This is a genomic window from Streptomyces spiramenti (assembly GCF_012034385.1).
Classification (GTDB): Bacteria; Actinomycetota; Actinomycetes; order Streptomycetales; family Streptomycetaceae; genus Streptomyces; species Streptomyces spiramenti.
Map to the genome: position 1 here is coordinate 1 of NZ_JAAVJB010000416.1, position 2,084 is coordinate 2,084.

1 protein-coding gene is annotated in these 2,084 nt (G+C 75.5%); it reads right to left on the reverse strand.

The annotated features are described in order from the left end of the window. Positions 1–284 precede the first annotated feature (284 nt). Positions 285–1,865 (reverse strand): PucR family transcriptional regulator, encoded by a 1,581-nt coding sequence (locus tag HCJ92_RS23800; protein ID WP_167935678.1) that lies wholly within the window; start codon positions 1,863–1,865, stop codon positions 285–287. Between the last annotated feature and the right edge of the window lie 219 nt (positions 1,866–2,084).

Sequence of the window (2,084 nt, forward strand, 5' to 3'; positions counted from 1 at the left end):
GCCGGGGGCACCGTGCCGCGCCGCCCCCGGCCGGGCGACGGGCGTCCCTGTCGCCCGGCCCGACGACATCGCCGTCCACGGCCCCAGCGACGGTGGCATCCACCCCGCACGGGGGAGGCGGGGAGCCGCCCCGTGCGGGCGCGGGGACTTCCGCACGGGGCAGCGAGATCAGCTCTGTGCTGCGACGCTCGGAACAGGCCGCGCAGGGCCGGAGGCCGGCGCCGCCACCGGAGCCCATCGCGGGCGCGTGGACCGGGTGAACGCCCGTCCGTCGTCCCGCCCACTCAGGTGTGGCGGGTTGCCGAGTCCGTGGCCTTCAGCGCCAGCCAGAGCTCCATGCGCGCGTCCGGGTCGTCGAGGGAGCGCTCCAGGATCTCCTCGACCCGCCTCATGCGGTAGCGGAGCGTGTGCCGGTGAACGCCCAGATCAGCGGCGGCGGCGTCCCACTGCCCGTGCCGGGAGAGCCAGGCCCGCAGCGAGGCCACCAGGTCGCCCCGGCCGTGGGCGTCGTGCTCCCGGAGCGGACGCAGCATTCCGTCGGCGAACGCACGCACCGCGTCGTCGGCGAGGAGCGGCAGGACGGAACCCGCGGCCACGTCGTCGTGCTCCACGTAGGGCCTGCCGCGGCGTCGCGCGACGAGCAGCGCTTGCCGCGCCTGCTGGTAGGCAGTGTCCACGGAGGTGGGGCCGGCCGGCCCCGACGCCCCGATCACCACGCCGATCTCGCCGCTCTTCTGTGCCCCCGCGCGGCGGGCGTACGACTGCGCCGCGTCGAGGACGCCACCGCCCTCCGCGACGAGCAGGACGGTCTGCGCGCCGTCGGGCACGAGGAGCAGCGGCTCCGCAGCGCGGGCGGCTGCGGCCTCGGCAGCCGTGGCGAAAGCGGAGACGTAGCGTTCTCCCGTCTCCGCGACGAGCACCCGCAACGGTGCGTCGAGGAGCGCGCCGTAGACCTGCCCGCCGACGGCCCGGGCGTGTTCGGGTTCCCCGCTGAGCAGCAGGTGCAGCACGGCGGAACCGAGTCGTCTCTCCGCCTCCTCGAAGGCCTTGGACCGCTCCGTCAGCAGCGTGAGAACGGTGACGGCGGACTGGACCGCGTAGCGGGCGACGGTGTCGGGCGGTGAGGCCGTGCCGATCGCGAGCACAGCGCGTGGGGCCGAGCCGCTGCCGACCGACTGCAGTTCGACCCGGTCGTCGGTGGAGGCGTCCTCGGTGCCGTCGGTCGAGCAGCCGACGACCACGGTGGCGGGACCGGGGCGGTCCCGCAGTCTGCGGACGTCGTCGGCGAGGGTGGCGGCGCGACGCTCCGCCCAGGCGGGGACTGCGTGGGTGACAGCACCGGAGAGGTCGTAGAGCGCCGCCCAGCCGTCGACCTGGCCCGCCAGGCGCTCCAGCAGCCCGTGCGTTCCGGCCTGGCTGAGCGCGGCCCGGGTCAGTTCCCGTTGCGCGGCGAAACCCGCCGCCACCGCCTTGTACTCCTCGGTGGCGATCGCCGCCGAGACCGCCTTGGCGATCGCGATGAACGGAATCCTGCGCTCCACCTCCAGCAGTGGCAGGCCGGCCCGTGAGCAGGCGCCCAGGAGCTCCGCCGGGATCTCGTCGTGGTGCACGCCGACGCCGAAGCCGAGTCCCACGACGCCGGCGTTCCTCAGCCGCGCCACGTACGCTTCCATCGCGGTTCGGTCGTCGACGTCCAGCTTGAGCGCCGTGGTCAGCAGCAGCTCGCCCCCGTCGAGGAAGGGCGCGGGATCGTCGAGCTCGCTGGCGTGCGCCCAGCGCACCTCCGCGTCGAGACCGTCCTCCCCCGCGAGGACCCCCAGCTTCAGTGCGGGGTGCTGGACCAAGGAGGCGAGCGTCGGATACATGGCTGACCCTTGCGTGGCCGAGACGGGGCGCACCGCGGACGAGCGCACACGCGCGAGTTGCGCGCGTTCATCACGTTACCGCGCACGGGGCGGACCGGGGCGGCGGGAGCCCGGCCTGGATGAGGGGCGGGACGGCCGTCGTCGCTGCGGGAGTCGCCCGGCGCCGCGGGGGCTCGCGCCACGGGCAGCCCGGCTGTCCCGCGCGCGCTCCGCCCCGCG

What these genes read in the sequence shown, in the direction of transcription:
- HCJ92_RS23800 (WP_167935678.1), bottom strand. Translation starts at nt 1,865, where the DNA reads ATGTATCCGACGCTCGCCTCCTTGGTCCAGCACCCCGCACTGAAGCTG.